The organism is Laspinema olomoucense D3b (assembly GCF_025370785.1).
GTDB lineage: Bacteria > Cyanobacteriota > Cyanobacteriia > Cyanobacteriales > Laspinemataceae > Laspinema > Laspinema olomoucense.
Genome location: NZ_JAMXFA010000001.1, coordinates 162,052 through 186,974 on the forward strand (window position 1 = coordinate 162,052; position 24,923 = coordinate 186,974).

A 24,923-nucleotide genomic window follows, 5' to 3' on the forward strand; every position below is an offset into this window, starting at 1 on the left:
CCCACCCTCAAAGGCGGGGCTATCAGAAAAAAGCCCTCCTGAGCGGGCTTTTTTTATTGCTCATAGTCACAACTGCCGTCGTTTCTTCCATACCGCAGTAAAATAGGGGGTAAAAATTGTTATATTAAATTAAAGAATATCCCATTGAATGGGAGTGTTTCGAGGTAAAATAATGGTCCAAAAGTTTTATACCTTAACCGATGAAGAACTGATGCAAATCAGTTCACAAAACCCTGAATTGAGATTTGAGCGGAATGCAGATGGAACGTTAGAGACTATGCCACCCACTGGAGGAATTTCTAGTAATCGAGAACTGAAAGCAGGGGCCTATCTTTTGTATTGGGTAGAACAGCACGATTTGGGGGAAGTCTTTAGTTCAAGTTGTGGGTTTAAATTAGCCAATGGTGCAGTGCGATCGCCTGATGCTGCGTTTGTGGCAAAAGGACGTTTACCCGAAGGATGGGATCAGGGAACCGATGAATTTTTAAATCTCCCTCCCGATTTTGTCATAGAAATTCGCTCCAAAACTGACGGGCTAGAAAAACTTAAGGATAAAATGCAAGAATATATTGAAAATGGGGTGCAGTTGGGATGGTTAATCGATCGCCAAAATCAACAGGGGTTCGTTTATCGCGCTGACGGTTCCATTACCCCATATCCCGCAACCGCAATCTTAAATGGTGAAAATATTGTCCCGGGGTTTACCTTAGCACTCAAATCCCTACTTTAAGGCTGGGGTAAATTAGACCTCTTTATTCTAACGTCTTAACTGTCAAGACTTGAGGCGGGACGGAATCCGGAGGATAAAGGAAATCAACCTGGACCGATCGCACCTCATTCGGGGCTAAATTTAAGGTTACTAATGGATCGAGAATCTGTCCCCGACGATGCCATAAATGTAGATAACGGGTGATGTTTTCTCCATTATCATCGGTGTAACGTAAGCGGACCGTTGAGCGGAAAAAGGGATAATCCCAAGGGGGTTGACGAAAGATTAATCCACCTTTAGATAACCGTTCTTCTTTCATCGGGGTTTCTAAGGTAACTGCCACTTTTTGCGGGCGATCGCTCTCGTTTCGTAGGGGGAGGGTTAAATCATAATGCACCCCATAGTTCGCATGGGATTCATAAGCCGTATCTGGATATCGAACTAACAGCTTGGCCGCTTGAATTTGACCTGTTCCTAATGTCCCAGCGCGTAAGGTACTAATTACATAAGAAACGGCTTTTTCCGGTTCAGGAAGCGCTAAATACTCACTTCCTTCATCCACTAAATTAGCCTGCCATTTTGACCCTTCCTGAACTCCTGCAACCCGGCTATAAATCAGTTGACCGCTGACTTGTTCCGGTGGACTAGGGGTTTTATCTCGGGGTAAAGCTAGATTTCCCCTAGTTAAAAGTTGCTGCCATTCTTCAAGATTAGGTGCGCGTTCAGTTCCCTTAGAATCCGTTTTAGCATATAGTGCTAAGGATGCTAAATATACCGGCCCATCACTCTGTAAGCGCAGAAAAGTAGAACGACCATTAATCGGTTTTTCTAAGCCTTTGACTGGAATCGGATGATTCATCAACATCCGACTTTCTCCCGGGGGAATAACTAAGGTTTCTGGTAAATCCCCTTGTCTAATTCCCCGCAATACGTTATCAACAGCACGAATTCCTGGACCTGAATAAATCTCCCCATTAGGATTATCACTCATGGCGGGTTTCTCTTGAAAGGGAGCATCGGGTTCTAGTAAATAACTAGCACCTTCCGGTACAGTTACCGTAACAGGTTCCGGGCCTGGATTGTTAACTATAATCCCGATATAGAGGGTTTGTAAATTGGGGGGAGTATGGGTAAAGTGATGAGCAAATAGCTCAAATTTATCGTTAAAGGCAAAGTTAAGATGGGCAGCGGGGACTTGTTTGCCTTCTGGGGGAAAGGTGGAGAGTAAAATGCCTTCAACTTTGACCCATTCGGGGCTGTTACTATTAAACATGGGGACTTGATCTAATCCACCGGGAAGCGATCGCACCACGTTGGATTGCACAATTTCTTGAGGGGATGCCGCTTGTGCAGAGTTGGGCGGTTTACCATCAGGAATTCCCGCATCAATTCCTGGCTGGTTGGGGTCAACCTTCGTAATACAGCCGCCTGTAAATAGCGCTAACAGCCCACAGAAACCTATAGCAATAAACCGACTGACCGAAATCTGCATAAAATTTCACTCGCAGTAATTCTGGTTTCTATGTTCTGACTCCGTGGACCTGCCGCAGAACCGCCCATGTCCTCTCGGTAAACCCGACGCCCGGTTGAATCGATCAGAATGGCGATCGCCACAGAAAAAAGGATATAGGGGAAGCAAGAGGAATAAATATTTAATTCTTAGGGGGCCTGTTAGAATTTTGCCCGCCGTCTTATAACGTGAGGCTGGATCTGAAGACTCATCGATTGAGTCAACCTGGAGGAAAGTCACCCCTTCAAAGGGTTAAAAAATAGCTGACTGTCTCGACTCAGCCTCTTGATAAATAGATTAACCGCAATTTAGGGGTTTAATGTTATTGATGATGCAGTTTTAACCGGGTTGACTCCTCAAACTTATGAGGAATCCAAATGGATGGATAAGTTTTAAGGACAACCCGGCTAGGATGGCATTAGCGCACTAAAGTTAGCTCTTTTTCTTCCACAACCGATGCCTGGGGTTCGGTGACTTCCGTGGGGAACACTTCTGATGAGGGAATCAACTCATCCGTTGAGGAAAATTCTGGATGTTCGGGACTGCGATCGCCTGCCAGACGACGGATTGCCAAAATACTAGCACCGGCTGCCAATACTGCACCGCCTAGAAAAGCAGCTTTCGTCGTTCCGTTATGAAATCCTGTAGCATTGGATAGGTTTTGAGTGGATTGATTTAGTCCTTTCGCAAAGGGACAGCCTGATGCCTGGGCCTCGGAGGTGATTAAAATTCCTGTGGCAACAGCGGCAGTAGAAAGAATTCCCGCTAAAACGTGCTTAGGTTTCATCAGCAATTTTTTAAAAGAAATGACAACGCTTTTCCCTATTATGTACAAAATTTTTAAAATGGCAAGGGTTCTGAAGAAAAGCCCCAATGTCTGAAATTTACACAGGGGACTAACTCAGGTTTTGGGCGGCAGGGCTCACCCCCAATTGAGTTACGGAGGGCAGAGGTAACGGGATTTAACTCCTGAAGTCTAGATCGGCGTCTGTCTCCAGGTTGATTTTTGGACAAGTTTCCCCGATGGCTAGGTGGGGACATTATCTAACGTAAAATTAAAAGCAAGGGAGAAAACCCGCTGGTGTTCCATGCCGGTTGCGATACGACTCCTGATAATTTTATTGAGTCGGGGTGGGGAATGTTTCGGAATTGGATAGACGGGGGTTGAATCTTGGTGATTCGAGGAGGGGCGACTTAAAAGGTGAAAATTTCTTAATCTTGACTTTTTTATCTCTTCAGTCGCCCAACTGTTGCCCGAGGGGAGGGTCTTGCCGGGTCCATTGGGGTTCTATAAATTGTAGAAAAATGATAGAGGAAGTCGATGACGGTGAGAATAATTTTGTTTGATTTTGATGGGACAATTGCGGATACCCTAGATTCTATTGTAAAAATTACCAATCGCTTGGCTGGAGAGTTTGGATATAAAAAAACAACTCAAGAAGATGTGGAGTATTTGAGGAATATGAATTCAATGCAAATTATTAAAACCTCGGGTATTCCTATTTTTAAAGTTCCTTTTTTATTGCAGATGGTTAAGCTAGAATTAAATCATGAGATTCAAAACTTAAAACCTATTCCCGGTATTGTAGAAGCCTTGCAAATTTTAAACCATAAAGAATATAAGCTGGGCATTGTAACTTCTAACTCTCTGGAAAATGTTAAAGGATTTTTAGAAAGAAATGAAATGACTAAACTTTTCAGCTTTATTCATGCGGGTTCCACCTTGTTTGGGAAAAACAAAGTCATTAAAAACTTTTTGAAAAAAGAAGGAATTCCCCCGGAAAATGTAATTTATATTGGAGATGAAACCCGAGATATAGAGGCGGCTAAGAAAGCTAAAATTAAAGTAATCGCGGTGAGTTGGGGATTTAATTCTAAAACGGTTTTATCTAAACATAACCCTGATATAGCGATTAATAACCCCCAAGACTTGATTGAGGCGATCGCCCGCTTACAGTAATCTAGCAGACCTCGATTATCCCGAGGATTCGAGGATACTTTTTCAAGGTCAAATTTTGAGTCAGTTTGCGACTCAAAACGACCCCAATGATTTAGACTAGAAATCACGGTCTGGCCTGGGTCGGAAAATCCCCCGAGGATGCGACTCCCCTATTCCCTCAAAAAGACGGAATCTGGTTTACCTGGGTCGGCTAAATCTGCCCCATCAAGAGTCTGGGGTTTGCTGACAAAGCCTGCCCCAGCTACGGCTGTCAACATCAAGCAGGTCTTTGACAATGGGATTTAGTCGGAGACAGTTACCCAGATTATGGCCCTTTCCTTGGTGGTGAGGGCTACAAATTTTGTCAAGAAAGCCGGTAACCATTCCTGGGATGTAAGGCTGTAAGGCTGCCCTGGTAAGATGGAGGCAAAAGAGGTAATTCCTGTTTCAGAATACTCTACTCTGAAAAACCCCAATTTATGAAGGATTATTTAATCCAAATTGAGATTTTTTTCAGCAAGAGAGATAAAACTAGCAGGAATGAGGGAGATAAATAATCTAAAAAAAGGGTGCATAAATAGGAAAAGTTATGGCAGAGATCAATCCAGTAGCTTGGTTGCAGGAACGAACGGCATTAAATCGTTTATCGGAACCTGTATTAACAGCGATCGCCCAAGTCCTCCAGGAGCAAATTTTACCCGCAAATCAGGCGATCGCCGAACCGGAGAAATTCCCCACCGGATTCTACATCCTCCGGGAAGGAGAGTTACAAACTTCCCTGAAAAATGCCCCCCCTTCCTCGGATGAATTGAGCCCCGGTTGCACGATTAACTTACGGGCATTACTCTTAGACCAACCTCCAGAACAGACGATTTCTACCGTCACCGAATCTAAATTCTGGTTTGTCCCAGCGGACCGAGTTCGGGAATTAGTCCGGCAATACCCAGAAATCACCCAAACCTTGACCCGACAACTCGCCCAAGAACTTGCCGAGGTGTCGAGTGCGCTGACTTATGAACAACAACGACAAGATGCTTTACGGCCTTATTTTGTCACCAAAGCAAAACGGGGAATTGTGGGCAGAAGTCGCTATGCTCAACGTCTCAGACAGCAGATTAGAGAGGCGGGGTCGGATAGGCGATCGGTCTATATTTTCGGGGAACCGGGATTAGAAAAAGATAATATTGCTGCCCTGATTCACTATGGTTCCCCCCACCGTCAGCAACCGATCGTCAAAATCAACTGTGGGATTCTCCAAAAAGGGGGGGCAGAACTCTTTGGACGGGCGGGAGGGAAACCAGGACTGATCGAATGGTTGGGAGAAGGGACCCTGATTCTCAACAACATTGATGAACTGCCCGAGGAACTGGTTGAGGCAGTCGCCACCCTATGCAAAACCGCCACTTATAGACCCGTCACCCGAGAAGGGGATGATCCCGCAGCCCCTAAATCCACTCCTGCCAAAATTCTAGCCATCTCAGAAAAACATCTTCCGGCGATCGCCCCGCATCTGGACCAAACCCTCAAAGTTCCTCCCCTGCGAGTCCGAAAAGCCGACATTAGCGCTCAAGTCGAGTATTATATTAGCTTGTACTGTCGCGCCAAAGCGCTGAGCAAACCCCAACTCACCCCAGAAGCTCTCCGTCGGCTACAATCTTATGATTTTCCCGGCAATATTCGGGAATTGCAAAACTTAGTAGAACGGGCGATCGTCCAGTCAGATTGCGCCCGAGAATTAACGGAAGAAATTTTTTGGGCAGCCCAAGGGAAGAAAAAACGATTCCGCTTGAATTTACTGAATGCTTATCCCCAATTGCGCCATTTTCTTCGCAGTCCTTGGTGGCCCGATCGCATTAACTATGGTTTTACCGTCGTTGCCTTCGCCCTAGTCGTTGCCATCTTATTTCTGGGTCCGCAAACTCGCGATCGCAACTTTGCCCTCAACTTCTTTTGGGCCTGGTGGTGGCCGTTAATTCTATTCGCCTTTCCCTTTGTCGGTCGCTTGTGGTGTGCCGTTTGTCCCTTTATGATTTATGGAGAAATTACCCAAAAAATCTCCGAAAAATTATTAAAACACAACCTCAAACCCTGGCCGCGACAGCAAGCCGAAAAATGGGGCGGCTGGTTTCTGTTCGGCTTATTTACCCTAATTTTCCTGTGGGAAGAACTCTGGGATTTACAGAATACGGCCTATCTCTCCGCCTGGTTACTCCTCTTAATCACCGCCGGGGCGATGATTTGTTCCGCCATCTTTGAACGGCGGTTTTGGTGTCGCTACCTCTGTCCCATTGGCGGCATGAATGGACTGTTTGCCAAACTTTCCATGACCGAATTAAGAGCACAACAAGGAACCTGTTCCGCCGAATGCAGCACCTATCAATGTTATAAAGGCGGTCCGCAAAAAGGGGAAGGGATGGAAACCAATGGCTGTCCGCTCTATTCTCATCCCGCCCAGTTAGAAGATAACCGGGATTGTGTTTTATGCATGACCTGTTTAAAAGCCTGTCCCCATCGGTCCGTTGAATTCAATCTACGACCTCCGGGAATTGATTTGTGGACCACTCATCAGCCTCGTAGCTATGAAGTCGCCTTGTTGCTGTTACTTTTAGGGGGAATATTTTTGCATCGATTGCCCGAGATTAATACAGTCCTGGGATTAGGCATTGATTTAAGCCAATTTTGGCCGCATTTGGGATTGTCATTGGCCGCATTAGGGATTCCTGCCGCCTGGGTATTACTTGCCGGGGTGGCCATTGTTGGACTAAACCGCACCTTCAAATCTAAACCCTTTGTCCAATTAGCATACGGATATTTGCCCTTAGTTTTAGGGGGAAGTTTAGCTCATTATTTGCGCTTGGGATTAGGAGAAGCGGGACGCATTTTACCCGTCACCTTTGCCACCTTTGGGTTGAGTGGGGAAGGGTTGCCCGTGTGGATTGCACATCCAGCAGTGATTACCTTTTTGCAAGGAACCACCTTAATTGCTGGAGTGGGGTTGAGCATTCTGTTAACGCAAAAAATTGGCCGAGAGTCCCTGCGATCGCTGCTTCCCCAACATTTAGCCACCCTCGGATTAGCTTTGGGGATGTGGGTTATTATCGTGAGGTAAAAAAAGATGGAGATGCATTCGCAGCCCCTCTGGAATCAGAATTAACTCAGGAGTAACGAGATCGTGCTCGATAGTCTCATTAAAATTACCGTGATCGGCGTCGGGGGTGGCGGGTGCAATGCCATCAACCGGATGATTGCCAGTGATCTGTCTGGGGTTGAATTTGTAGGGATTAACACCGATGCTAGAGCTTTAGCCCAATGCCGTGCCGATCGCCGCATTCAAATCGGGCAGAAACTCACCCAGGGGTTAGGAACTGGGGGAAATCCCCTCATCGGACAAAAAGCGGCGGAAGATGCCAGAAGTCAAATTGCCGCAGCGATGGAAGGGAGTGATTTAGTCTTTATTACCGCAGGGATGGGAGGCGGAACCGGCACAGGGGCCACACCCATTGTCGCGGAAATTGCCAAACAACAAGGGGCACTCACGATTGGGGTCTTGACTCGTCCCTTTGCCTTCGAGGGGAAACGCCGCAGTCATCTTGCCGAGGAAGCGATTACGGCATTACAGAGTCGGTTGGATACAGCGATCGCCGTTCCTAATGAGAAATTGTTGTCCGTGATTTCTGACAATATGCCGGTTCAGGATGCCTTTGGCGTGGCGGATGATATCTTGCGCCAAGGGGTACAAGGGATTTCTGATTTAATTGTGATTCCCGGGGTAGTGAATGTGGATTTTGCCGACGTGCGATCGGTGATGAGTCGCGCCGGAACCGCTTTACTGGGGATAGGAATTGGTCAAGGACAATCTCGCGCTAGACAAGCTGCGATTTCGGCGATGTCTTCGCCCTTTTTAGAGTGTTCAATTAACGGGGCCAAAGGGGTTGTTTTTAATATTACCTGCGGCATGGATCTCACCTTACATGAAGTGAATGTAGCAGCAGCAGAAGTCTATAACGTAGTGGATCCGGATGCGAATATTATTTTCGGTGCAGTGATTGACGATCGCCTGCATGGAGAGATGAGAATGACCTTAATCGCTACTGGATTTTCCAATGAACCGCAGGTTTCTCTTCCTCAAACCCGGGTAGTCCCGACTCCCCCCCCTCAATATCGGGTTGCCAAACCTCCAACCCCCACACCTCAACCCGAGATACCGCCTCAAAGTTGGCCCGGATTGGACCTTCCTGATTTTTTTCCCCCTCGGCGATCGCCTAGGTAGTTGGTCATTGGTCCTTTGTCCTTAGTTGATGGGGAGGACTGGGAAGATTTTTCGTAGTAACGACTTCAGTCGTTTCCGCCTTACTGGCCTTTATACGGAATCCGGTTGTGATAGGTCTATAAAAACCTGCAGCGTCCAGCCCGGAGGCTACACAGACGTAGACGCGCTAGCGGCTTCGGTGAAGGGTAGCCCGAGAAGCGCGGGCTGAAGAGAAAACCGACTTTTAAAAACCGGATTTGGTATTACTCCAAGTAACGCGATCCTTAAAGAGGCGATCGCGCCAGTCCCCAAACAACAGGTACTTAATCCGCTCAGGGATAAGTGTCATGGCGTCCGCCATCACAAGAGAGCAACGACTGAAGTCGTTACTACGAACAATCTCCTCAATCCTCCCTATAGCAGTCTGACCTGCACCTGGGAACCGGGGGTGGGTATCAGTTTTTTGATTGAAATCCCCATTCATAAGACGGCCAAAGACTCTTCAATGGCTTAAGTGTCGTCATGGGCGTAACGACCATAGAGGAAGTCGAGGGCTTCGTTGCGTAAGTCGTAGTATTCCACCTGTTTCGTGAGTCGGGCGCGATCGCGGGGCCTGGGGAAGGGTAAGTCTAGGATTTCGCCAATGCGGGCGGCGGGGCCGTTGGTCATCATGACGAGGCGATCGCCCAGGAAGAGGGCTTCGTCGATATCATGGGTAATCATGAGGATGGTGACTTTGTGATCGGCCCAGATTCTTAAGAGTTCTTCTTGGAGTTCTTCCCGGGTGATGGGATCGAGGGCACCGAAGGGTTCGTCGAGAATGAGAACTTTGGGGCGCACGGCCAGGGCGCGGGCGATGGAGACTCGTTGTTTCATGCCTCCGGAGAGTTCTTTGGGTTTTTTGTCGGCAGCGTCACTCAATCCGACGAGTTCCAGATGTTCTCGCACGATCGCCGATTTCTCCCGTTGTTTGAGTTTGGGAAAGACGGAGTTGACGGCCAGCAAGATATTATCGTAGGCGCTTAGCCAGGGGAGGAGGGCGTAGTTTTGGAAGACCACCATGCGATCGGGACCGGGTTCCTCAATCCGTTGTCCTTCGAGGAACACTACTCCTTCACTGGGTTGACGGAAACCGGACACCATATCTAGGAGGGTCGATTTGCCACAGCCGGAGTGACCAATCAGGCAAATAAATTCTCCTTCGCGGATGGTGAGTTGGATGTTATCGAGAACGGGATAGGGACCTTCTGGGGTGGCATAGGTTTTACTGAGACCGTCAATGACGAGGTAGGAGTCATTGGTGCTGTGGGGATGGCCGCTGGAGGTTGTTAAGGTTTGCATGGGTTAAAGGGAAGGCAAAAGGCAAAAGGCAAAAGGCAAGAGGCAAGAGAAGGCAATAGGCAATAGCCTGAGCGCAACGCTTGCCGGAATGCATCGCTTCGGGGTTAGGCGGCGGACCTTTCTAGGGAAGCTAGGTTGAGATCGATTTCTTTGATGGTTAGGTTGGTTTTGATTTGAAGTTGTTCTAGGTAGTGGATGGGATCGTCGGGGTTGAAGATGGCCCCGTCGAAGAGAATGACGGGGTGGCGATCGCGGCCTAGGTCCATCATATTTAACCCCTGGGCGGCTTGGGAGAAGAGGTCTAGGCGACGAACTCGATCAAGGACCTCAATCCAGTTGCGGGGGAAGGGGGTAATGCCCCATCGGGCCATTTGGGTGAGAATCCAGAGGGCTTCGGTGCGATCGGGACAGTTGGTTTTGTCGAAGAAGAATTGGTGATAACGGGCAATGGGTTCGGGTTTACCAATGCCTTTGTTATAGGCGTCGATGAAGCCCGGACGGGTGTAGATGGGATCGGATCCGATGTACTTGGGACGACAGATGAGGTCTAAAACTTCCTCCCGATGACGCATATCGTCACAGTATTCGCAGGCTTCGAGAAGGGCCTGGATCAGGGCGAGATGGGTGTTGGGGTGGGCTTTAGCCCAGTCTTCCCGCACTCCCAGGACTTTTTCGCAATGACCGGGCCAGATTTCTGGGTCGGTGGCCATAACGAAGCCGATGCCTTCGTGGACGGCGCGGGAGTTCCAGGGTTCGCCGACACAGTAGCCATCGATGTTACCCGCTTTGAGGTTGGGGATCATTTGCGCGGGGGGGATCATCACTAGGTCCACATCGCGATCGGGGTCGATGTCCGCCGAGGCCAGCCAGTAGCGTAGGATCAGGTTGTGCATGGAGGTCGGATGCACGACCCCGAGGGTGATTCGTCGGTCGGAATCGCCAGCGATGAAGCCTTTGAGGTCGGCGAGGGTCCGGATGCCCTCGTCGTAGAAGTGACGATGGAAGGTGATGGCGTTGCCGTTGCGCGAGAGGGTCATACCCGTGACCACGGGTAGGGGGGAATGGTCTTGACGACCGAGGGTCATGCCCAGGGGCATTCCGGCGGTCATTTGGGCAGCGTCGAGGCGTTGTTCTCGAATGCCCGACTCGATCGCGCCCCAACTGGGTTCGCGACTGAGGTTAACTTGGGTTAGGCCATGTTTTTGGAAGAACCCTAGTTCTTTCGCCACCACGAGGGGGGCACAGTCGGTGAGGGGGATGAAGCCGAGGTTGAGGTTGACTTTTTCTAAGCCTTCTAAGCCGTTTTCGTGGACTTGGATGAGTTGGGGTTGGGGTTGGGGTTGGCTTTGGCGTTTCTTGGCCCGTCGCTGTTGGTTGAGGAAATAGACGATCTCGTTGCGCAGACTGTAGTAGTGGGGATCTTTGACGGCGGAGACATGGGTGCGGGGACGGTCTATGGGAACATCGAGAATTTGTCCCACGTAGGAGCCCGGCCCGTTGGTGAGGAGAACCACGCGATCGCTCAGGAGGAGGGCTTCATCGACATCATGGGTGACCATGATACAGGTGACTTCGCTTTCCTCACAGATATGCATCAGTTGTTCTTGCAGTCCCCCTCGGGTGAGGGCATCTAGGGCCCCAAAAGGTTCATCCAGGAGGAGGAGTTTAGGGCGGATGGCTAGGGCCCTAGCGATCGCCACCCGTTGTTTCATACCCCCAGACAGGTGGGCGGGGCGTTTATGGGCCGCATGACGCAGGCCCACTAGGTCGATGTGATGTTCAATGATACCCCGTTGTTCTCCTTTGGGGCGATCGCCCATAGCGGATTGCACGGCTAGGGCGATGTTTTCCCGCACGGTGAGCCAGGGCAGGAGAGAATAGTTTTGAAAGACCACCATGCGATCGGGTCCCGGTTCCGTGACCTGGCGACCTTCCAAGATAATGCCCCCTCGGGTGGGTTGATCCAGCCCTGCAATTAGGTTTAAGAGGGTTGATTTACCACAGCCCGAATGACCCACTAAGGAGATAAATTCACCTTTACGAATCTTGAGTTCAATGTTACTCAGAGCAACATAAGTGCCTCCATTGGGGAGATTAAAGACTCGTTCGATATGGTCAACTTCAGCAAAAATAGACATGGACGTTAAGCAGGAGTAGAGGACAACAAAAGAAGAAAAGAAGACCCCCCATTACTGAGCCTAGTCTTCAGACACGACCAAACTCGCCAAGAAACTAATCAACTTATCCAGAAGTAGTCCCACAATTCCTACACAAATTACGGCCAGGATAATGTCACTCATGCGGGAACTATTCCAGGCATCCCAGATAAAGAAGCCAATCCCCACACCGCCAATCAACATTTCTGCTGCAATAATTGCTAGCCAAGATAGACCAATGCCAATTTTTAGCCCGGTAAAGATATAGGGAACCGTTGCCGGAAAGAGGATTTTGAAGAAGTAGGTTTTGCGATCGAGTCGTAGCACTCGCGACACATTATTATAATCTTGAGGAATTTGCAGCACTCCCTCCGTAGTATTGATAATAATCGGCCAAATTGCTGTAATAAAAATTACAAAAATCGCAGAAGGATTCGCCCGTTCAAAACCCGCCAGGGAAATCGGCAGCCAAGCCAACGGGGGAATGGTTCTCAGGATTTGAAAAATGGGGTCTAATGCCCGATACATCAATCGGTTTGTCCCCACTAAAATTCCTAAAGAAACCCCTACAATGACCGCCAGGGAGAATCCTAATGCAACCCGTTGTAAACTGGTCAAAATTTGCCAAAATAGACCTTTGTCGATTCCACCATGATCAAAGAACGGGTTAATAATCAATTCCCAGGTTTCTGAGACCGTGCGAATCGGACCAGGCAGAGTCGAATCCGAAACCGATGTAAACGCCTGCCAAATGACTAGAAAAATCAGAATAGCAACCGTAGAAGGGATAAGCTCTTTCCCCTTCTTGAGAGCGGCTTTAAACCACTGTTGGGGTATAAATCGGAACTTTTTGCGTCGGGGATAGGTTGGTGAAGTCATGGTTTTTATGGGGGAGAAGGGAATAGGGAAGATGGGGGAGATGGGGAAGATGGGGAAGATGGGGAAGATGGGGAAGATGGGGAAGTGGCGCGCCCTCTTGTGGGGCTGAACCTAAATTCGGGTAATTTCTAAACTCTTGAGGTAATCTAGGGGTTTTTCTGGGTCAAAGACTTTGCCATCAAAGAAGGTTTCAGGTCCACGGGAAGAACTTTTAGGAATCATGCTTCCCTGACCAATAGCATCTGCCGCTTCTTGCCAGAGGTCGTCCCGATTGACTCGGTTCACCATGCCCTGAATATCTGCATCTGGTGGGAGATAACCCCACCGGATATTTTCCGTGAGGAACCAGAGTTCATGACTCTTGAAGGGATAGGAGGCATTATCCAGCCAATATTTCTGCATCAACTGCGGCTGTTCTTTCGGCTCACGGATGCCATCGTTGTAGATGCCCCGAGAGCGATCGATAATGTCCTCAAAGGGGACATTAAACCAAGACCTGCGGGAGAGAATCTGACACATCTCCTCCACATTCTCCGGTTGGCTACACCAGATTTGTGCCTCTAGGGTTGCCATCAAAAGGGCCCGGGCCGCTTTGGGATTTTGGTCAACCCAATCTGCCCGCATTCCGAAAGACTTCTCGGGATGGTCTTGCCAGAGTTGCCCTGTGGTTAAGGCGTTGTAGCCAATCTCTTGGTTCACCAATTGTAGGGGCCAGGGTTCCCCGACACAGAAAGCATCCATGTTGCCAACCCGCATATTGGCTACCATCTGCGGGGGTGGGACGACAATCGTTGAGATCTCTTTGTCTGGGTCAATGCCTCCCGCTGCTAGCCAGTAGCGAATCCAGCAGTCATGGGTTCCCCCGGGAAAGGTCATGGCGGCCCGTAAGTCTGCACCGGCGGCCCGTCGTTCAGCAAATCGTTCTTTGAGGGGGCTACTGTCCACTCCCACCTCTAAATCGAGGTAGTCCTTGGAGAGACAAATCCCCTGACCGTTCACATTCAGACGCGCCAAAATATACATCGGCACCGGACGTCCATCGGTGACAATTCCTTCCGATAATAGGTAAGGCATGGGGGTGAGAATGTGGGCACCATCAATGCCTCCGCCCTTAGAACCGAGGACTAAATTGTCACGGGTTGTTCCCCAGGAGGCTTGTTTTTCAAGGGAGACCTCTGTCATCCCATACTTAGTAAAAAAGCCTTTTTCCTTGGCAATAATTAGGGGGGCGGAGTCCGTTAGGGCAATAAATCCTAGTCGTACTGTTGGGGTTTCTGGGGCATCAGCGGGGTCAATTTCAACCTCAACTTGGGCTTGGTCATTATTCTGTCCGCAGCTATGCAGGAACAAAGTTCCCGCCGTTGCTGCAACGGCTGTAATCAGGAATTGGCGACGGTTAAATCGGGGCATTTTTTAGTTAGGAATTAACAGTGGGGTTTGAGTATTTAATTGCGGGGGATAAGTGGTGAGAGAGAGCAGAGGGTTTGTTTGACGTTGTGCACACAAGTTAAGGAATATGACAAGGGGTTTATGTATCGGAAATTACAATTTTTAGACTTTTTTTTGATTTATGCATTTAAGTCATGCGTAACTTGCATCTGTGTGAAAAGGATGCATTAAATAGTAGAAAAAAAGTAGCCATTGATACGATTAGCCCAAGAGGGCGACCACAAGGGGACATCTCTCCCCCCTCTTGCCTTCTGTGATGTCCTAACACATAAATTTCAGCCTCGGGAATATGACTCACCCGATGCAGTTGAGCAATCAGCGCTAACTCTAAAAATTCCGTCAAATCACTGATTAAATTATTTAAACAGCAGGATTTAAAAGGGGTTGGGGATGAATTTTGCTTTAAACTGGTTAACTAGAGTAAATCAGAAATTAGATGACTCAAGCGACGTCCCTGCCTCTCCACGGTTTGCAGCAGCAGGAGAATGTCCCACTGATTTGAGGGGGGTAATCGTAAAATTATCTCTACCGTCGCTAACAGACTTGCTAGAGGCGATCGCAATTCATAGGCAGCATTTGCCGTAAACTTTTGCTGTTGCGGATACGACTGGGAAATTGGCTGCATATAGCAGTCCTGATACTCCATTCGGTTGTTAAAGGTCTATAAAAACCCATACCCTCAAGGGTGGAGCCTCACAGGACCGAGCCTCTCCTGCGCGGGCTAAAAGCGAAAACCGACTTTTACCAACCGGATTTGGTATGACGTGCCGTTGTGGAAGACGTCGGCGGCCCCTTTCTCGTTGGCGGCCCAGAAGGGGAGAGGGGACTGGGATGAGGTACAAATCATTTAGGATTGCTATCTATCTCCCCTATCTCGCTTGGCGGTCTCGATTGGCGGTCTCGATTGGCGGTCTCGATTGGCGGTCTCGATTGGCGGTCTCCCCTATCTCGATTGGCGGTCTCCCCCCCGATTCCAAGGCGTCCAAGGCTTCTAATCCCATCAATTGCAATAGGGTTTCCCATTCTTCTTGATTAGATGGATCATCAAGAGGGAGTTGACTCAGGTCGGCTAAGCTGCTGAAGGCATCCATCCATAGTCCCGCTTCCGCATAAATTTGAGGATGACTGCTGGGGAAGGCAGTTTGTAACTGAGTTGCCAGATTACCGGAGAGGGGGAGGCGCTGAACTGTTCCACTCAGGGTTAAATTCTGGGACACAAAGGCCGGATTACAAATAATTGAAAATGACCAGCTATAGATTTTTTGAATTTCCAGGGGTTCTAGGTTGATAAAAAGGGGGAGTTGTAGGCGAATTATCCCGGGATTTCCGCTTAGGGCAAATCGCAGCTTATAAAGGACGAGATCACTCTCATTTGATAAGATAAATTCAGCATTTTGAGCCGAAGTTTCGGGGAGGTAAAAGAAGAAAGAGGGAAGTCCTTTTAGGGTTGAAATCTGATTCTGATTGGGGGGTAGTAATGCCCTGAATGAGGTATCCGTTGCGATCGCCTCGGGGTTACAGCTATTCATTTCTGCCTCTGGGGGACTTTGAGTAACCCTTTGGGGGAAAATCCATCCACGCGATTCGGTGGCGATCGCTGGGGTGGCCAATTGAGAAGCCCCTAAGATTAAAAACGACACCAGATAAGTCACCCCGATCATTCTGCAAAGCGGTGTCTGCAACATAGTGGTTATGTAAGATAAAGCGGTACTACAACGGTAAATTGATTTATTTTAAGCCTTCAGTCGGATGACATGGAGCTGCCCCCCGGCTCAGACTATAACGGATTCTCGTTAAATTGGGAGTCCTCCTCTATAGTGTAGCAACATATAAGGTGGGGAGATTGAACCGTTTTTCGCTGAACCTTGTCAAAACTATAAGGAGTCCGTCATCCTTGTCGAAAGAGTAGATTTTTATCCATCTCCTTAATCCTTAAAATAGTGGAATTAACTTCTGCTTAAACAATTACGGTCTGCTAAGCGCTCATTATGCTGTCTCAATCTCCCCCCTCCATTCGCCAAGGGTCCCAGCAGCAGCGGGATAGTCCAATTCCCCATGACCCCCGATGCCGATGGCTGGGGAACTCCATGAAAACCGGGCGGTTGTTCTTCTGCATGGCGATCGCGGTGGGATTATTCGGGTGTCCCAGTATTTTTAACCGAGAGGCGGAAGGTCAACCCGCCACCCCGGGTGGGTCCAGAGAACGACAACGGGGACCCAGTACCCCCAGCGTCGAGGTGGCAGTCGCCCGCACAGAGACCTTAGGCGAACCTCTAGTTTATAGCGGCAATACAGAACCCTTTCGAGAGGTTTCTGTGCGCGCCCAAACCGAAGGACGCTTACTGGATATGACCGTAGACCTAGGCGATCGCGTTGAGGAAGGAGAAATCCTCGCCCAACTCGATGGCACTCTCCTAGAAATCTCCCTTGGAGAAGCCGAAGCCGAATTAGCCGCACGGGAATCCGATGTGGTCCGCGCCCGCAATGAGGTCAGAAATGCCCAAATTCAGGTAGATCAAGCCCTGGTGGAACTCCAACAAGCTCAAAAAGATGCAGAACGGTTCCTCAATTTAGCCGCTGAAGGGGCCGTTTCTCGTCAACAGGGAGAACTCGCCCAAACCGCAGCCGAAGTGGCAGCGCAAACCGTGCGATCGGCCCGAGAACAGATTCTGATTGAACAAGAATCGGTGCGTAGCGCTGAACAACTGGTGAAGGCCCAACGGTCGGTAGTGGCCCAAGCCCGGGAACGTCGGTCTTATGCCTTTATCCGGTCTCCCATTACCGGCGTTGTGCTCGATCGCCTGACGGAACCGGGAAATCTAGTGCAACCGGGGGGGGATGTTTTAAAACTTGGCGATTTTAGTCAGGTTAAGGCGATCGTTCCCGTGGCGGAACTGGCCTTAGCTGAGATTCGCGTAGGACAAGCCGTTACCGTTAGTTTAGATGCCTTGGGCGGGGAAGTGCTTGAAGGTCGAGTTAGCCGCATTTCTCCTGTCTCGAATGTGGAAACGCGCCAAATTCCGGTAGAGGTAACGATTCCTAACCCCGATGGTCGGATTGGGAGTGGGTTGCTTGCCAGGGTGACCTTTGACACCCAAACTACGGAACGAGTTGTTATCCCAGAAAACGCTTTACAAGGGGAAGATAAAAACACCGTGTTTGTGCTTCAGGAGGGAGAGGGGACCCCCACAGTGGAAGCACGAACGGTCCAAATTGGGGAACGCCTGAATAATCAAGTGGAAATTCTCTCGGGACTTGGACCGGGCGAACGTTATGTGACCCGCAGCAGTCGCCCCCTGTCCAGCGGGGATGAGGTGCGCTTGAGTGCCTTGTCAGAATCATAATTGGGGCTTTGGTTTCCTCATAATGCTGGGGAATTGAGGCGGAATTTGGTTTTGAAAGTCTATAAAAACCCGCAAAAAACCCGCAGGCTGTTCGCGTAGCGTTCCGTAAGGAAAGCCCGGAGGCTACACAGACGAAGCCCGCCTACGCGGGCTAAGAAAGAAAACTGACTTTTTGCAACGGGATTGGGTATGAGGCGATCGCCTGGAATTTGCTGCCATCAGGATTCATCCTACTTTTAAATCATCAATTGTCCGTGAATCCCTCCCCCACGGGCTAAATGTCCACCGTTAGAACCCGCAATATATGAATGGATTCAGCATCAGTGCAACCGCAATTCGCCAGCATATTGGCACCTTAGCCCTTACCACCACGGCGATCGTCCTGGGGGTATTCTTTCTCACTTCGATTCAAGTGGATCTGCTTCCCGCCATTACCTATCCTCGGATTGGACTGCGCCTGGATGCGCCGGGAATCTCCCCTGAAGTGGCGATCGAAGAAATTACTAAACCCTTAGAAGAGGCCCTGAGTACCACCGAAGGGGTGGTGCAGGTTTATTCCCAAACCCGGGAAGGTCGAGTCAGTGTCGATTTATTCTTTGAGCCCGGAGGAAATGTGGATCTCGCCTTGAATGAGGCCACTGCTGCCTTTAACCGCGCCCAAGGACGTCTCCCGGAGGTGGTGGACTCCCCCCGATTATTTAAGGTAGACCCCTCTCAGTCTCCGGTTTATGAGTTTGCGTTACAGTCGGCGTCCCTACAAGATGTGGATTTGCGGGTCTTTGCCGATGAGGAGTTAGCCCGAGAGTTAGGGGTGGTGCCCGGTGTGGCAGCGGTGGATGTTTCTGGGGGAATCACCGAAGAGATTCAGGTTCGCATTGATCCAGTGCGATTGCAATCATTCGGACTGGGGTTAACGCAGGTTTTAAATGAGTTGCGCGATCGCAATATTGATGTAGCTGGGGGTCGGTTATCCGGCGGGAGTGAAGAGCCCCTGACTCGCGCCCGGGGCCGATTTGAATCCGCTGAGGAAATTGCTAATCTTTCGTTTGAAATTCCCAATCAAGGCCGAGTCTATCTCCGGGACTTTGCCGATATCATCGATGGCACTGCCGAACGGCTGGTGCGGGTCACCCTGAATGGCGAACCCGCCGTCAAAGTGAGCATTCAAAAACAACCGGATGCCAATACGATTACGGCAGTAGAGGGGGTCAAACAACGACTAGAACAGTTGCGTCAGTCCGGGTTAATTCCCCCAGATATGGAAATTTATCCGACTTTAGATGAGTCGGTTTTTATTAGAAATTCCATTTCTAATGTGGTGGTCTCCGGGTTGACTGGGGCGGGACTCGCGGCCCTGGCAGTGTTCCTGTTTTTAGGTTCGATTCGCCAAACGGTGATTATTGTCTTATCCATTCCCTTGGCCACCCTAAGTTCCATTGCCTTAATGCAAATGTTTGGTCTCTCCCTGAATGTGTTTAGTTTAGGGGGATTGGCCCTGGGGGTCGGGATTGTGGTAGACAATGCGATCGTCATGTTGGAAACCATTGCCGAAGGGGTGGGGATGACACCGGGGAAAAGTCAGCAAAATCAACGGCTGACCTCTTCCAAGGCGATCGCCCAAGCGGAAGCCAGCAGTCGGTCTATCGAGTCTGCCTTACTCGCCTCAACCACCACTAACCTCGTCTCCGTCTTACCCTTCTTACTCATTGGTGGCCTATTTTCGCTCTTATTTAGCGAACTCATTTTAACCATTAGTTTTGCTGTTGCCTCCTCCTTACTGGTTGCCTTAACCGTGGTTCCGATGTTGACCTCGCGCTTATTAGCCATTCCCTATACCAGCGGATTAAGTCAATTTTTTCTACTCCGGGCATTTAATGCCGGATTTAATGGATTTACTCGCCTTTATCAATGGATTTTAAAATGGGTTTTACGGCTGCGAGTGATAGTGATTGCCCTGGCTATCATCGTTTTAGGAAGCGGGAGTTTTTGGTTAGCTGGAGGACTTCCCCAGGAAATTTTACCGGAGATTAATACGGGCCAAGCTCGCTTATTTGCCCAGTTCCCTCCGAATACGACATTGGCTCAAAACCTGAAAATTATGGCAAAGGTTGATGAGATTTTACTGGCTCAACCGGAAACTCTAAATGCCTTTACCACCGCTGGGGGCTTTCTTTTTGGTACCAGTGTCTCCCCGAATCCTCTGCGGGGTTCCAGTACCGTTACCTTGAAACCGGGTACAGATATTGACGCTTTTATTACCCGCGCCAGTGCGGAATTTGAAAAGCTGAATCTGGTGGATGCTCGCCTGCGAATGAGTCCCGAAAGTGTCCGGGGGATTATTCTGACAAATTCCCCAGTTCGTGCTGAGTTGGATGTTACGTTACAAGGTACGGATGTTCAGGCTTTGGAACAAGCGGGGAAAGAAGTTTTAGCGGCATTAGATGAACAAGCTACTTTAGCAAGTTTTCGTCCCGATGCGGACTCTCAACAAACTGAATTACAAATTCGTCCAGATTGGGTGCGGGCCTCCGAATATGGGTTGTCGGTAAATGACATTGGGGCAGCGATTCAAACGGCAATTCAAGGGGCAGTTCCCACTCAACTCCAACGGGGCGATCGCCTGGTTGATATTCGCGTTACCTTACCCGATAATATGGTCCAACGGGTCTCTCAGTTAGAACAATTACCCCTGTTAGTGGGCAATAATCGGTCAATTCGCTTGCAGGATATCGCCACGGTAGAACGCGGACAGGCACCGGGAGAAATTCAACGGATTAATCAGCGTCAGGTGTTTATTATTGGCGGTTCTTTGACCGAAGGTGCAACCCTAGGACAAGCAAATGCCGAGATTGCTGAAGTCCTAGCAGGCATCGATTTTCCTCCAGGGGTGAGTGTGGTTCCTTCTTCTTCGGCGCAAACCAATCAAGAGTTACAAGACTCTCTCAAGCTGTTAGGAGGATTAGCCTCCTTTCTAGTCTTTGTGGTGATGGCGGTCCAGTACAATTCCCTCATTGATCCATTAGTTATTATGCTAACGGTTCCCTTAGCATTAGCGGGGGGAATTGTCGGACTTTATGTCACCGAAACCCCGGTGGGGGCAACGGTATTAGTCGGGGCGATTCTGTTAGTGGGGATTGTGGTAAATAATGCCATTCTTATGGTAGAGTTTGCCAACCAAATATATAAAGAAGAAGGAATTAACCGACGGCAAGCTATCTTGAAAGCAGCCCCCCAACGCTTGCGACCGATTTTGATGACAACCATCACCACGGTGTTGGGAATGTTGCCTCTGGCGTTAGGCATGGGGGAAGGGGGGGAATTTTTACAACCCTTGGGGGTGGTGGTGTTCTCTGGGTTATCCTTAGCGACGGTTCTAACGTTGTTTATTATTCCCTGTTTTTATACCTTGCTTCATGACATCTTCGGGGGCCGACGTCCGCCTTTAAGTCCGGATCAACTGGAAACGGTGTTCCAGGAGTCTCCCGATTTGGACAATGTGCCATCTCCTTCTGGGGTGGACTGGCGCGGTCCTGAACCGGGGGTTTAATACCAAATCCGGTACTGATAGTAAAAACCCCCAGGCTCAAGCCTGGGGCTATACGGACAAAGCCTGCCTACGCAGGCTAAAACCCCCTTTCCTCGTGACTGGGTTCTACCCAGTCACGCTCTCCATGAGGCTCTGCCTCCAGTCTCTCACAGAGGCGCTTAAGCCAAGTCAAACAATAGCACTTCTGCTTCTTCAGACCCTACTAGGGTAAGGGTTTCTGGCGCGGAACAGGCGACCCCATCGCCAGTTTTCAAGGGGAGGTCATTGAGGGTCAGCGTACCCCGGGCGACTTGTACCCAAGCATGACGGTTGGGGGGAATGTCATACACCACGCGATCGCCTTTGTGCAGGATGGTGGCATACAGGTTCAAATCCTGATGAATGGTGACGGAACCCTCCCGACCATCTGAGGACCCGATTAACCGCAATTGGCCGCGTTTTTCTGCCTCGGAATAGTGTTTTTGTTCATAGGAGGGGACTCGTCCTTGTTGGCCCGGTAACATCCAAATTTGCAGCAGATGCACGGATTCGGTTCGGGAATGATTAAACTCACTATGTGCGACTCCGGTTCCCGCACTCATCCGTTGAACTTCCCCGGGAAGAATAACGGAAGTGTTTCCCATGCTATCTTTATGTTCTAACGCCCCTTCTAGTATATAGGTGACGATTTCCATATCCCGGTGAGAATGGGTGGGAAAGCCACCTCCGCCACTCACCCAGTCCTGGTTAATCACCCGCAGCGCACGAAATCCCATGTACTGAGGGTCGTAATAGTTGGCAAAGGAAAAGCTATAGTTGGTTTTGAGCCAGCCATAATTGCCTTGTCCCCGTTCTTCTGCTTTGCGTAGGGTTAACATGGGTTCCTCCAATGCGATCGCGACAGGTTTTATGGAATTTAGATGCTTTAGTTATTACTTACTTTAGAATGGGTAAAGTTGATTTGTAAAGTATGCACTTTTAAGTGGGTTAGTACCCAAAAAGTAACAATGGAAGCAAAAGCGGAAGGCAAAAAACAAGTGGGATGTCCGGTGGAAACCACTTTAGCGATTATTGGGGGACGATGGAAAGTCTTGATTTTGCAAGAGCTATTTTCGGGGGTAAAACGATTTGGAGAACTGCATCGGGCGTTAGATGGAATTACTCAAAAAATGCTGACTCAGCAATTGCGGGAACTAGAACGGGATGGGATGATTAACCGGATGGTTTATGCTCAGGTTCCGCCGAAAGTGGAGTATTCTTTAACAGAATTTGGGATGACTCTCAAACCGATTTTAGATACGATGCACGAGTGGGGGGTACGATTTGAGCAAGAACATCCCTGATTAAGCACAAACGACTCGATTTCGCCCGCCCGCTTTGGCGACATAGAGGGCTTCGTCGGCATTGGCAATCAGTTGAGCGGGAGTGGTTTCAGGAGTGGGAATCAGGGTAGCAACTCCTACACTCATGGTGATGTAAGGACTCACTGGGGATTTAGTATGGGGAATCTGTAAGGCAGCGACTTGAGTCCGAATTCGTTCGGCGAGTTCTAAGGCGTTTTTAAGGTCCGTATTGGGCAAAACAGCAGCAAATTCCTCTCCGCCATATCGGGCGATTAGTTCGATTTTGGGGTTGATACATTGACGCAGGGCTGCTGCCACTCGTTGGAGGCACTCATCACCGGCTTGATGTCCGTAGGTATCGTTATAGGGTTTGAAGTAGTCGATATCGCACAAAATGAGGGAGAGGGGATCTTGTGCCTCTCTTCGCCACTCGTGATTGAAAAATTCATCAAAACAACGGCGGTTGGCGACTTGAGTTAAGCCATCGAGAGAGGCAAGGCGGTGTAATTCTTGATTAGCGGCTTGCAATTGTTCAAAGAGGGTGGATTGTTGGATGGCGATCGCCACCTGGGTGGCTAATTGTTGAAGAAACTCCGTTTCCCAATTCTGCCACTGCCTTGGACCTTGGCAGTGATGAGCAATCAGCAATCCCCAGAGTTGGTTGTTATTCCCGGAGGAATTTTCTACCCAGTCCTCCTCAGAGTGGGCTTGAAGATCTTCATTTAATAAAATGGGGACGACTAAATTGGCTTTAACTTGAAACTGGGTGAGTAAATTCCGATGACAGGGACTGATGGGTTCGGTATAAATATCCGCAGTTGCTTTCAGCCGCCCTTTTTTATAGAGTTCGGCATGAGTTTCCCCAAAGCAAGGGTCGAGTATGGTGAGGTTGAGAATTTCTCGGACTCCATTGCTACAGGATTCTACGACAATTTTGCCACTCCAATCTGGGTAAAAGCGATAAATAATCACGCGATCGGTATTTAAAAATTGTCGCACTTCGGCAACAGTGGTGTTGAGAATTTCTTGCAGATTGAGAGAAGAACGAATGCGATCGCGCATGGCAGACATGACTTGTTCCCGTTCTAGCTGCAATTGCAAGGCTTCTTGGGCCTCAACTCGGCTAGTAATATCCCGTAAAATGACGGTAAACAGTCGTTCTGAACCGACTTCTAATTTGGAAATCGAGGCTTCTGCGGGAAATTGACTGCCATCTTTGCGGCGTCCGAAGACTTGCGATCTCGTCCCCATTGTCCGGGATACTTCCGGGGTGTAGCGGAAATTTTCAATATACTGGCGATGCTTCTGACGCAGATTTTCCGGTAACAGCAGATCTAGGGGTTGTCCCATCACCTCGGCTGCACTATAACCAAAGATTTTCTCGGCCCCTTGGTTAAATAGCTGTATCCGGTGAGTTTCGTCAATGGAAATAATCGCATCGTCGGCACTATCGAGAACCCCCGCCAAACGTGCTTGAGACAGGCGCAGGGCCGCCTCTGTATGTTGTCGTTCTAAAATTTCCCGTCGTAAGTGCTCATTGGCCTGTTGTAGTTCCGTTGTGCGTTCTTCGACTAATCCCTGCAATGCAGCGATCGCTGCATCGATTTCAATCGGTGTACATCCTTGCAGTAAACTGGTTTGGGTGATAATTCCCTGTAACCCCTCCCCCTGATCGGCAACAATCAATCGTCGGACTCGATACTCGCGCATTAACCGATGAGCAGTCCATAGACAATCTGTCGGTTGCACCAGCAACAGGGGCGAACTCATGACATCGGCAGCAGTCAGTTTTCTCAGATTGAGTTCTAATGCCTGTAGCTGGAGGATATCCCGTTCTGTGACGATTCCGATGGGGATAGGTAGGGGCGGTAGTTCTGAGGTTCGCTTTGCGTCGTCCCTGGGGCGATTCTGGGCGATCGCCACGCAACTGACCCGATGGATGTTCATTAAGGTGGCTAATTCAAACACCGATGCCGAGGGGGATGCTGTAATAACTTTGGGGTTCATCACTTCAACGACTCGCCTCAAGCGCATCCAATCGGCGGGTTGGATAATTTCCCGAATACTTTGGTAAGTAATCGTCCCGAGTAATTTCTCATCAGGATCCACGATGGGCAAATGGCGAATCTGTTTCTGACGCAACAAATCCAGGAGGTTGACGAGATTGGGAAGATGCTCCTCCTGTAGGATAAACGGCCTAGGGGTCATTAATGCAGAAATCGGTTGTTTACTAAACGCTTTGGTGAATGGCTCTATTTCGCGATCGCCACTCTGTGCCGTCAATTTCACCACATCCCGTTCCGTAAATATACCCAGTATTTTATCGGCTTCGACAATGATCGCGCAGCTCGATTTTATCTGGCTCATCAGCACGATCGCCGAGCTCACTGGAGTATCTGGCGTGACGGTTAACGGATTGCGGTCAATGGCTAAATGTACAGAAAAGGCGGTACTTTCAAGCATAAATTAAAGGCATTT

At 49.2% G+C, this 24,923-nt stretch carries 17 protein-coding genes; 7 read left to right on the forward strand and 10 right to left on the reverse strand.

Annotation, left to right across the window (positions count from 1 at the left end; genetic code table 11):
* Positions 1 to 172: 172 nt before the first annotated feature.
* Entirely contained in the window at positions 173 to 730 is a 558-nt protein-coding gene (locus NG792_RS00695) for a Uma2 family endonuclease (protein ID WP_261199909.1), read from the forward strand.
* 22 nt (positions 731 to 752) lie between these two features.
* Here NG792_RS00695 and NG792_RS00700 read toward each other — a convergent pair whose 3' ends face one another.
* The gene (locus NG792_RS00700) at positions 753 to 2,201 is read right to left on the reverse strand and encodes a DUF3370 domain-containing protein (protein ID WP_261234111.1); all 1,449 of its coding nucleotides are present in this window, start codon (positions 2,199 to 2,201) and stop codon (positions 753 to 755) included.
* A gap of 436 nt (positions 2,202 to 2,637) precedes the next feature.
* A complete protein-coding gene (locus tag NG792_RS00705; RefSeq protein WP_261199911.1) occupies positions 2,638 to 3,006 on the reverse strand; it encodes a hypothetical protein in 369 nt (122 codons plus the stop codon).
* A 552-nt stretch (positions 3,007 to 3,558) separates the two neighbouring features.
* Between NG792_RS00705 and NG792_RS00710 the strand changes: the two genes are divergently transcribed.
* The 3 genes from NG792_RS00710 to ftsZ all read left to right on the forward strand — a co-directional run bounded on the left by NG792_RS00710 (position 3,559) and on the right by ftsZ (position 8,428).
* The gene (locus tag NG792_RS00710) at positions 3,559 to 4,179 is read left to right on the forward strand and encodes an HAD-IA family hydrolase (RefSeq protein WP_317619210.1); all 621 of its coding nucleotides are present in this window, start codon (positions 3,559 to 3,561) and stop codon (positions 4,177 to 4,179) included.
* A 568-nt stretch (positions 4,180 to 4,747) separates the two neighbouring features.
* Positions 4,748 to 7,267, forward strand: coding sequence for an AAA-type ATPase lid domain-containing protein (locus NG792_RS00715; RefSeq protein WP_261234114.1), 2,520 nt, complete (start codon positions 4,748 to 4,750; stop codon positions 7,265 to 7,267).
* 60 nt (positions 7,268 to 7,327) lie between these two features.
* Positions 7,328 to 8,428 (forward strand): cell division protein FtsZ, encoded by a 1,101-nt coding sequence (gene ftsZ / locus NG792_RS00720; protein WP_261199940.1) that lies wholly within the window; start codon positions 7,328 to 7,330, stop codon positions 8,426 to 8,428.
* A 489-nt stretch (positions 8,429 to 8,917) separates the two neighbouring features.
* Here ftsZ and NG792_RS00725 read toward each other — a convergent pair whose 3' ends face one another.
* The 6 genes from NG792_RS00725 to NG792_RS00750 all read right to left on the reverse strand — a co-directional run bounded on the left by NG792_RS00725 (position 8,918) and on the right by NG792_RS00750 (position 15,917).
* On the reverse strand, positions 8,918 to 9,748 hold the full coding sequence (locus tag NG792_RS00725; protein WP_261234118.1) for a nitrate ABC transporter ATP-binding protein: 831 nt from the start codon (positions 9,746 to 9,748) through the stop codon (positions 8,918 to 8,920).
* Positions 9,749 to 9,852: 104 nt separating this feature from the next.
* Positions 9,853 to 11,886 (reverse strand): ABC transporter ATP-binding/substrate-binding protein, encoded by a 2,034-nt coding sequence (locus tag NG792_RS00730; RefSeq protein WP_261199915.1) that lies wholly within the window; start codon positions 11,884 to 11,886, stop codon positions 9,853 to 9,855.
* Between the two features lie 60 nt (positions 11,887 to 11,946).
* Complete coding sequence (gene ntrB, locus NG792_RS00735; protein ID WP_261234119.1) at positions 11,947 to 12,783, reverse strand: nitrate ABC transporter permease; 837 nt, start codon at positions 12,781 to 12,783, stop codon at positions 11,947 to 11,949.
* 111 nt (positions 12,784 to 12,894) lie between these two features.
* Positions 12,895 to 14,193: a CmpA/NrtA family ABC transporter substrate-binding protein gene (locus tag NG792_RS00740; RefSeq protein ID WP_261234120.1), complete on the reverse strand. Its 1,299-nt coding sequence runs from the start codon at positions 14,191 to 14,193 to the stop codon at positions 12,895 to 12,897.
* Between the two features lie 454 nt (positions 14,194 to 14,647).
* Positions 14,648 to 14,857 carry a histidine kinase dimerization/phospho-acceptor domain-containing protein gene (locus tag NG792_RS00745; protein WP_261234121.1) on the reverse strand — a complete coding sequence of 70 codons (210 nt, stop codon included), beginning with the start codon at positions 14,855 to 14,857 and terminating at the stop codon, positions 14,648 to 14,650.
* A 244-nt stretch (positions 14,858 to 15,101) separates the two neighbouring features.
* On the reverse strand, positions 15,102 to 15,917 hold the full coding sequence (locus NG792_RS00750; protein WP_261234122.1) for a DUF928 domain-containing protein: 816 nt from the start codon (positions 15,915 to 15,917) through the stop codon (positions 15,102 to 15,104).
* A gap of 303 nt (positions 15,918 to 16,220) precedes the next feature.
* Between NG792_RS00750 and NG792_RS00755 the strand changes: the two genes are divergently transcribed.
* Together NG792_RS00755 and NG792_RS00760 are read left to right on the forward strand one after the other, a co-directional pair.
* Positions 16,221 to 17,576 (forward strand): efflux RND transporter periplasmic adaptor subunit, encoded by a 1,356-nt coding sequence (locus tag NG792_RS00755; protein ID WP_261234123.1) that lies wholly within the window; start codon positions 16,221 to 16,223, stop codon positions 17,574 to 17,576.
* Positions 17,577 to 17,880: 304 nt separating this feature from the next.
* Positions 17,881 to 21,123 carry an efflux RND transporter permease subunit gene (locus NG792_RS00760; RefSeq protein ID WP_261234125.1) on the forward strand — a complete coding sequence of 1,081 codons (3,243 nt, stop codon included), beginning with the start codon at positions 17,881 to 17,883 and terminating at the stop codon, positions 21,121 to 21,123.
* A gap of 158 nt (positions 21,124 to 21,281) precedes the next feature.
* Here NG792_RS00760 and NG792_RS00765 read toward each other — a convergent pair whose 3' ends face one another.
* Positions 21,282 to 21,980: a pirin family protein gene (locus NG792_RS00765; protein ID WP_261199922.1), complete on the reverse strand. Its 699-nt coding sequence runs from the start codon at positions 21,978 to 21,980 to the stop codon at positions 21,282 to 21,284.
* A gap of 129 nt (positions 21,981 to 22,109) precedes the next feature.
* On the opposite strand from NG792_RS00765, the gene NG792_RS00770 reads away from it, so the two are divergent.
* Entirely contained in the window at positions 22,110 to 22,445 is a 336-nt protein-coding gene (locus NG792_RS00770) for a winged helix-turn-helix transcriptional regulator (RefSeq protein ID WP_261199923.1), read from the forward strand.
* Here the strand turns inward: NG792_RS00770 and NG792_RS00775 are convergent, their stop codons facing one another.
* Entirely contained in the window at positions 22,446 to 24,908 is a 2,463-nt protein-coding gene (locus NG792_RS00775) for a diguanylate cyclase domain-containing protein (RefSeq protein ID WP_261199924.1), read from the reverse strand.
* Positions 24,909 to 24,923 lie beyond the last annotated feature (15 nt).